General features: G+C 26.7%; 8 protein-coding genes. All 8 read left to right on the top strand.

Annotation, left to right across the window (positions count from 1 at the left end; genetic code table 11):
• Positions 1-1,009 (top strand): polysaccharide pyruvyl transferase family protein (locus tag G0Q09_RS11940; RefSeq protein WP_219035036.1); only part of this gene is annotated, 1,009 nt, incomplete at its 5' end.
• Positions 1,009-1,824 carry a glycosyltransferase family 32 protein gene (locus tag G0Q09_RS11935; protein ID WP_052217484.1) on the top strand — a complete coding sequence of 272 codons (816 nt, stop codon included), beginning with the start codon at positions 1,009-1,011 and terminating at the stop codon, positions 1,822-1,824. The genes G0Q09_RS11940 and G0Q09_RS11935, both read left to right, overlap by 1 nt.
• A 451-nt stretch (positions 1,825-2,275) precedes the next feature.
• Positions 2,276-2,992 carry a hypothetical protein gene (locus tag G0Q09_RS11930; RefSeq protein ID WP_219035035.1) on the top strand — a complete coding sequence of 239 codons (717 nt, stop codon included), beginning with the start codon at positions 2,276-2,278 and terminating at the stop codon, positions 2,990-2,992.
• A 194-nt stretch (positions 2,993-3,186) separates the two neighbouring features.
• Positions 3,187-4,011 (top strand): glycosyltransferase family 2 protein, encoded by an 825-nt coding sequence (locus G0Q09_RS11925; protein ID WP_219035034.1) that lies wholly within the window; start codon positions 3,187-3,189, stop codon positions 4,009-4,011.
• Positions 4,011-4,817, top strand: a complete 807-nt coding sequence (locus G0Q09_RS11920) for a glycosyltransferase (RefSeq protein WP_219035033.1) — start codon at positions 4,011-4,013, stop codon at positions 4,815-4,817. Before G0Q09_RS11925 ends, G0Q09_RS11920 begins: the two co-directional genes overlap by 1 nt.
• Positions 4,814-5,707, top strand: coding sequence for a glycosyltransferase (locus G0Q09_RS11915; RefSeq protein WP_219035032.1), 894 nt, complete (start codon positions 4,814-4,816; stop codon positions 5,705-5,707). The genes G0Q09_RS11920 and G0Q09_RS11915 overlap by 4 nt, the downstream gene beginning before the upstream one ends.
• Position 5,708: 1 nt before the next feature.
• Positions 5,709-6,881, top strand: coding sequence for an acyltransferase family protein (locus G0Q09_RS11910; RefSeq protein WP_219035031.1), 1,173 nt, complete (start codon positions 5,709-5,711; stop codon positions 6,879-6,881).
• Positions 6,878-8,014 (top strand): glycosyltransferase family 4 protein, encoded by a 1,137-nt coding sequence (locus tag G0Q09_RS11905; RefSeq protein WP_219035030.1) that lies wholly within the window; start codon positions 6,878-6,880, stop codon positions 8,012-8,014. The genes G0Q09_RS11910 and G0Q09_RS11905 overlap by 4 nt, the downstream gene beginning before the upstream one ends.
• Positions 8,015-8,017: the final 3 nt, after the last annotated feature.

The raw sequence follows: 8,017 nt of genomic DNA, 5'->3' as shown, positions 1-8,017 counted from the left end.
AGATTACATTATTGATACAACAGATAAAATTGATAAAAATAATAGATTTAAAAATTTAGGGATTTTAGATACGAGTGTTACATCTTTTAATCTTGGAGATAATATAATAATGGAGTCAATCAACCTTCATTTGAATGATACATTTGATAGTAATGCATATTTTACTACATATCCAACTCATATAAGTATTAATAATGTTGAACGTGAATGGTTGTTAGAAAAAGAATTTTTGTTTGTTTCTGGAACAAATTTATTGAATGGTTCTATGGAAAAATTTCGCTCATGGCGAATTAGGAAAGATGATTTAAGTTATTACTATAAAAGATGTGTTCTTTTAGGGGTAGGTTGGGGATTATATGATGATGTAATTACTGAAGAAACACAATTAATTTTAAAAACTATTCTTTCAGATAAGGTTATTCATTCTGTAAGAGATGAGTATACGAAAAATAAATTGAAATCTATAGGTATTAATAATGTAATTAATACATGCTGTCCAACAACTTGGAATTTAAATCAACAAAGCTTTAATAATTTAAAATCAAATAATGTTGTTACTACAATTACAGATTACGATAAAGACTATGAAAATGATTTAAAAATGTTAAAAATGCTAAAATTACATTATAACGAAGTGTATATATGGATTCAAAGTATTAAAGATTTAGATTATTTAGAAGAAATTAATCCTAATAATGAATTAGGATTGAGATTTATCTCACCTAATTTAAATGCTTATCAAAAGTTTTTGGATGCCAATATTAGTAATATTGATTATTTAGGAACAAGACTACATGCAGGTATATATGCAATGCAAAGAGGGATTAGAACGTTAATTATAGGTATTGATAATCGCGCACTTGAGATAGGAAAAGACATTAATTTAAATGTAATAAAAAGAGATGATATTGAAAGTATTACTCCTTTTTTGAAAAGTAAAGATTATATATTACCGACTTTAACAGTTCCTTTGGATAGTATCAATCAATGGAAAAATCAATTTAAATAATGATACCAAAAATAATACATTACTGTTGGTTTGGAGGAAAAGAATTACCACAGTCTGCGATAGATTGTATTACATCTTGGAAAAAATATTTACCAGATTTTGAGATAAAATGTTGGAACGAGGAAACTTTCGATGTTAATTCTCATCAGTTCGTTAAGGAATGTTATGAGGCCAAGAAATATGGGTTTATTGTAGATGTTTTAAGAAATTATGTACTTATAAATGAAGGTGGGATTTATTTAGATACAGACGTAGAGTTTATTAAACCACTTGATTATGAAATGCTAAATTTATCGGCATTTATAAGTTATGAAATTAATAACTTTCCAAATGTAGGTCTAGTAGCCAGTGAAAAGAATGGTAGATTAGTTAACGATGTGTTTGATTTATACAATGATAGGCATTTCATAAATGAAGATGGAAACTTTAATCAATCTTTTACAGGTCCTATGGGTTATAAAAAGATTTTAGAAGATAGAGGGTTAACGCTTGATGGTATCTACAAGAATGAGAATAATTATGTTGTTATATATCCTCAAGAATATTTTTCTCCAAAAAGTTATGAAACAGGTTTAATAGAGTTATCTAAAAATACATATGCCATACATCACTACGAAGCCACATGGATAGATGATAAAGAATTGTTTTATAATAATCAGCGTATTGGTAAAATATTAAAGTATTTAAAATCAGCTTTGAATGAGTCCAAAAATGAAAATGAATTATTAAATCTTCTTAAGAAAGAATTAAAATTTTCAAACTCGGACCTTATAATTTACGCTTTGAAAGATTTTTATAAGAATAAAACTAGTTAGTTTTATTCTTATAAAATAATTTATAAAATTTAAAAGGTTTAAAAATTGATTAACAATTAATCTTAGTAATTGACCATACTGCAATCAAACCCAATACTTAGACTAATATCTATTATTAATTAAAAGCATCACATTACCAAATCATTATCTAAACATTTAATAATCTCCATTCAAAAATAAAACTTCAAAACAAAAATTAAGCAATCCACAAATTTATTCAGCATCATTATAGCTAATATACATGAAGTATCATCACAAATTCCTATAACAAACCTCCTCTTTAAGTCGGCTTAGAGGCGACATAAAGGTAGCACAGAGGTAGCATAGAACTACTATAAAAATAACTTAGGAATACAGTTGAAGAAGTGAAAAACAATTAAAAAGGAGAAAAATAGAAATAAATTCGCTATATTTAATCAACTGATTTTCAATAGTTAAATATAGTAAATTTATGGCTAAAACAGATAATGAATTTAATATAAATGGTAAATTAGGAAATTTAATTTTTTTTCAACGTAATGGTAAATCTTTTGTCAAAAAATATGCAGGCGGATTTGTTAATAGTTCAGCACAACAGCATCCAAATACAATAGAAGTTAAGAAACGTTTCAAAGAATTATCGATGTTTTCCGCATCATTCAAGAAACACATACTACCATTCAACTGGAAACAAAAAGACGGAACTTTTCACAACCAATTGGTTTCATTTTTCTCTACTATAAAAAAAGAAACCAATCAATCTACCATGTACACAGCACTAGTAGAAGCCTACAAAAATGGTAAATTACAACATCGTTCACTCAACAAAAAGTGCAAACTATCCCCGTTTTATGTACAATATAATGCCCCAACAAATGAATTAAAAATACAAGCAGGCCTAGTATTTCAACACAAATCCAAATTCCCAAACGCTTATTTAGAAATCAGTATAGGATGGTTGGTTTGCACCGAAGAATTAGAGCTAAACCTTATCAATTTTCAAAATTTCTATGTCCCAATAGATACCCTTGCTACACCACTTTCAGAAATTAAATTATCTCCACAAATACAAGAACAACAAGACTCATCAACAACTTTTCCTTTCGTCGGCATATCCATTGTGACACAAGACAACGAACAAGCAAAACTCTTTCATCCTTTTCACTATACACTCACAACATTCCTATAAATATGAAAGCATAAACTATAATTAGTAAACAGATTTTCATTGTGAATATCATAATTATCGAATAAAATAAATAATCATAAATAAACACAGTAAAAAAAAATAGAGAAGAGAACATCCAATAATAACTTGCATATTCTTACAAATAAAGTAACTTTGTAAACAACCTAAATTAGAAATACTTAAATATACACATCATGCAACAACCTCTTATTTCGGTTATTGTTCCATGCTACAATCAGTCTATTTATATGGACGAATGCCTACAGTCAGTCTTAGACCAAACCTATCAAAATTGGGAATGTATCATAGTAAATGACGGATCACCGGACAATACAGAAGAAGTAGCCTTGCAATGGACCAAAAAAGATCCTCGTTTTATTTACCTAAAAAAAGAAAACGGAGGATTATCTTCTGCCCGTAATGCAGGTATAGAGATCACAAAAGGAGAGTGGATTTTACCACTAGATTGTGATGATAAAATAGGTTCTCAGTATTTAGAATTAGCATCTGCTCAATTTGATAAAGATTATACAATTATATATTGCGAAGCAGAGTTTTTTGGAGATAGAATCGGTAAATGGGAATTGCCTGAGTATAATTACAATAATTTAATTCAAGCTAATATAATCTATTGCTCAGCTTTTTTTAAAAAAAATGATTGGTTAAATGCTAAAGGTTATGACGAGATGTTAATTTTTGGAAGAGAAGATTGGGATTTATGGTTAGCTATTTTAAACGTCAATTCAAAAGTTTTACGACTAAATTATATTGGATTTTATTATAGAAGGAAAGAAAACTCTATGGATGTTGAATTAAATTTAGATATAAATAAAAGAACATATTCAGAGAATTATATTTATAAAAAACATTTGTCTAAGTATTTGAAATACGATGAAAATGCAATTGCTAATTATGGCTTTATCAATAATAAATTGGATCAATTGATAAAGACTAATAATCAGATTAATAAAAGTATCTTTACCCGTTTATTGTTTAAGTTAATTAAGTTATTTTCATAATGTTATCAATCATAGTCTCATCATATCAAGAAGAATATTTTACTCAGTTTTCTGAAAATATCAAAGAAACCATAGGAGATGATTTTCAGTATGAAATCATTCAACAATGGAATCCAGGATTGATGGGAATTTGTGAAGCTTATAATAAGGGCGCAGAAAAGGCAAAGTATGATAATTTGTTATTTGTACATGAAGATGTTTTATTTGAAACTGAAAATTGGGGACATATTTTAATCAACTATTTAACAAATAAAGAAAATGGCTGTATAGGTATTGCGGGATCAACTTATACACCAAATGTGCCTTTTGCTTGGTGGGATTTACACAATAGTAGTTTTCGTCATATACAACAATATAATAAAAGTACTTTTATACGCAGTTATATTTTAAAGGAAGATAAAAAATGTCAAAGTTTAGACGGAGTCTTTTTAGCTTGTCGTAAAGATGTCTATAATCAATATAAATTTAATAATCGAATAAAAGAATTTCATTGCTATGATATTGATTTTTCAAATAGAGTAGCAAATGATTTTCAAAACATCATTACTTCCTCAATTTTATTAAAACATTTTTCTGAAGGAAGTATTAATAACGAATGGTTTCAATCATTAATAAAAAATAAGAAATATTTTAAAAAGCCTAAAAATCAATTAATTGATAAAAAAAGAGAAGTCTATTTTTTTGATTGTTTTATTCAATACTTAAATCAATTTAATTTTAGTAAACTCGCAAAAATAAAATTAATCTTACAGTATGCAAATCCAAAGTTTATAGGGTATAAAAGAATATTAAAATTATTAAAATGAAAAAAAAACTTTCTATAGTTGTTTTGACTTATAATCAAGAAAATTTTATTGAAAAAAATCTTGAAGGAATTTTCATGCAGAATGTAAATTTCCCTATTGAATTGATTTTATCAAATGATAATTCTACAGACAATACACATAAAGTTATAGAAGAAGTTTTAAAAAAAGCACCTTCTCACATTAAAATAATTTACACGAATCATAAGAAAAATTTAGGATCTACCCCCAATTTTTATAATGCTCTTGAAAAAGTAACGGGAGATTATCTAGCTTTTTGCGAAGGAGATGATTACTGGACAGATGAAAATAAGCTTCAAAAACAATTTGACTTTTTAGAAGATAATGAAGATTATTCAATTTGTTTTCATCAAGTTACCAATGTTTCGCCAGATAAAACTATTGACGGAACTTTATTCTCTAAAATAGAAGATAGAGACTATAGCGCACTAGAGATTTATCAACATTGGGTTGTTCACACTACCTCTGTTTTTATGAAAGCAAAGGTTTTACAAACAAAAGTATTTGATGAGATGAAAAAACATCCTAATCTTTTATATTTTGATACGATTCTTTATATGAGTGCTTCTTTTATAGGAAAAATGCGTGGATTTTCAGATACTATGAGTGCATACAGAAGACACAGTGAAGGATTATCAAATGGAATTAATTATAAAAGAGATTTACAACATAATATTTTAGATGAGATAATTGGGGAATTATATGGCGGGAAGGTATTAGAATCAAGTGATTGGCAAGTTTTTTCTAGAAGTAGAATAGCCTTTGATGCTCTGATAAAAAAGGGGAATTATTTTTTAGCGTTACAACATTTAAAATGGATTTTGAGAAAAAAAGGAAAGCTTAAAGTTTATTTAAAAAAGAAATATTTGTAAAGTGGGAAATAATAAACTAAATAACATTCTCAAAGTAGATTATAATCCTAAAAGAATAATAGGATTAGATCTTTTACGCGTCATTGCAATTTTTATGGTGATGCTCTTACATGGGAAACAAATATTACCCCCAACAATATCTAAAGTAGCCAGCTATTTTTATATGGATGGAGTTACGATTTTCTTTGTATTGAGTGGGTTTTTAATAGGTGGAATTTTTATTCGCGATTTTGAAAAAAAAGAGTCCGAAACAAGTAATATTAAATTTTTCATAAACTTTATTACACGTCGTTGGTTTAGAACACTACCTAATTATTATTTTGTATTGACCTTGCTCGTTTTGTATTTTACAATAAAACAATATGATTTAAGTACAATAAAACTTATTGACTATTATTTGTTTATTCAAAATTTCGCATGGAATCATCCTCCTTTTTTTCCTGAAGCGTGGAGTTTGGCAGTAGAAGAATGGTTTTATTTACTTATTCCCTCTTTTACTTTAATTGTATTTCATTTAAGAGGAGAAAGATCTTTCAAATCTACTTTAATTTGGGTAACTTTCTTTGTTATACTTTTTGTTATTGCGTTTAGGTTTTATAGATACCTAAATTTTGCTGACAATACAGATTTCGATTTATCATTTCGTAAACAAGTAATTTTAAGATTTGATAGTCTAATGTTAGGAATACTAGCTTCAATTTTTCATCATTATTATATTAAATCTTGGAAAGCTCTAAAAAATAAATTTGCTATTATAGGAATTTTATTTCTCGCGATATATTATTTTTCGTCTCATATTTACTCTTTAGGAATATTTTATGATGTTAATATTTCTTTTTTAATAGAAGGTTTGTCTATCTTCTTTTTATTACCCTATTTTTATTATCTAAAAATTAACAATTCAATAATCAATAAAATTATTGTTCATAATAGTATTATCTCATATTCTGTTTATCTATTAAATTATTCTATAGTACTTAACATTATTATTTATGGTATAGACTGGAAAGTTGTTTACCACTTCCTTGATAATTTTACATCATATTCACATGTTTTGGTATGGATTATTAAATATATTTTGTTTTGGTCTATAACTATTTTTTTATCGACTCTTAATTACAACTATTTTGAATTATACTTTATTAAATTAAGAAACAAAATAACAAAAGGATGAAAATAGGTTTTTACAGTTCGAGCCACTTAGAAGATAAAAAAAACTGGTCAGGAACTATGTTTAAGATGTATGAACAAATGATTTCTTTAGATTATGAGGTAGAAAGAATTCCCAAATTAGAATTATCTAATCAAGACAAAAAAAAATTAGATAAAATAGAAAAATTGTATAATCAAATTTTTAAAAGAGGTTATAATAGACACTTAAACATCTTTTCCTCAAAAAAAATTGGGAAACAAATAGAATCTTATTTAAAAAATAAAAACTTTGATGTAATATTTGTTCCTACATATATTAATGATTTTGCATATGTCAAAACAGAAATACCAATTATTTATTTGAATGATGCAAATGTAGGACAGTTACTTAACTATTATCCAGCTTATTCAGGTTTTGGAGTTCTTTCTAAGTTGGAAACAAAATATATTGAGAAGAAATTTTTAAAAAAATCTAAAGTTGCAATTTTCCCATCAGAATGGGCAAGTGATTTTGCAGTTAATCAATATAATATTGAGAAAAATAAAGTTTATACTCTAAAATTTGGAGCAAATATAATTGTTCCTAACCAACTTCAAAAAAAGGAACAAAACAATAAATTTACATTTCTTTTTTTGGCTGTAGATTGGGAAAGAAAAAGAGGGGGATTAGTCTATGAGAGTTTGAAAATTCTTCATGAAAAAGGTTATCCTATAAATATGAAAATAATAGGCTGCGTACCTTCTATAGACGAAAATTGGATCACAATTATCCCATTTCTTAATAAAAATAGCACAGAAGAATTTGAACAACTTCAAAATCATCTTTTTAATTCTGATTTCTTATTTGTTCCATCCAAAGCAGAGTGTTTTGGAATTGTTTTTTGCGAAGCTTTCGGTTATGGAATACCCGTTATTTCTACTAATACAGGAGGTATTGGTACAATAGTAACAGATAGTTATAATGGCTTATTGTTAGCGAAAAATGCTTCTGCAGCAGATTATGCAAATGCAATAGAACACTTATTAAATCATCCAGAATTAATATCAAAAATGTCAAATAATGCAAGAAAAAAATATGAACAAGAGCTTAATTGGGAAAAATGGGGAAAAGATTTTGAAAGAATAATTAAAAAATTTATAACAATAAATGAATAAAAA

This window comes from Empedobacter falsenii (genome assembly GCF_019308355.1).
GTDB classification, from domain to species: domain Bacteria; phylum Bacteroidota; class Bacteroidia; order Flavobacteriales; family Weeksellaceae; genus Empedobacter; species Empedobacter falsenii_B.
The sequence above is the reverse complement of the archived record's forward strand: the minus strand, read 5'-3'. Positions and strand labels throughout refer to the sequence as shown.

Coding starts and splice junctions, on each gene's coding strand:
- G0Q09_RS11935 (WP_052217484.1), top strand. CDS start 1,009: ATGATACCAAAAATAATACATTACTGTTGGTTTGGAGGAAAAGAATTA.
- G0Q09_RS11920 (WP_219035033.1), top strand. CDS start 4,011: ATGTTATCAATCATAGTCTCATCATATCAAGAAGAATATTTTACTCAG.
- G0Q09_RS11915 (WP_219035032.1), top strand. CDS start 4,814: ATGAAAAAAAAACTTTCTATAGTTGTTTTGACTTATAATCAAGAAAAT.
- G0Q09_RS11905 (WP_219035030.1), top strand. CDS start 6,878: ATGAAAATAGGTTTTTACAGTTCGAGCCACTTAGAAGATAAAAAAAAC.
- G0Q09_RS11930 (WP_219035035.1), top strand. CDS start 2,276: ATGGCTAAAACAGATAATGAATTTAATATAAATGGTAAATTAGGAAAT.
- G0Q09_RS11925 (WP_219035034.1), top strand. CDS start 3,187: ATGCAACAACCTCTTATTTCGGTTATTGTTCCATGCTACAATCAGTCT.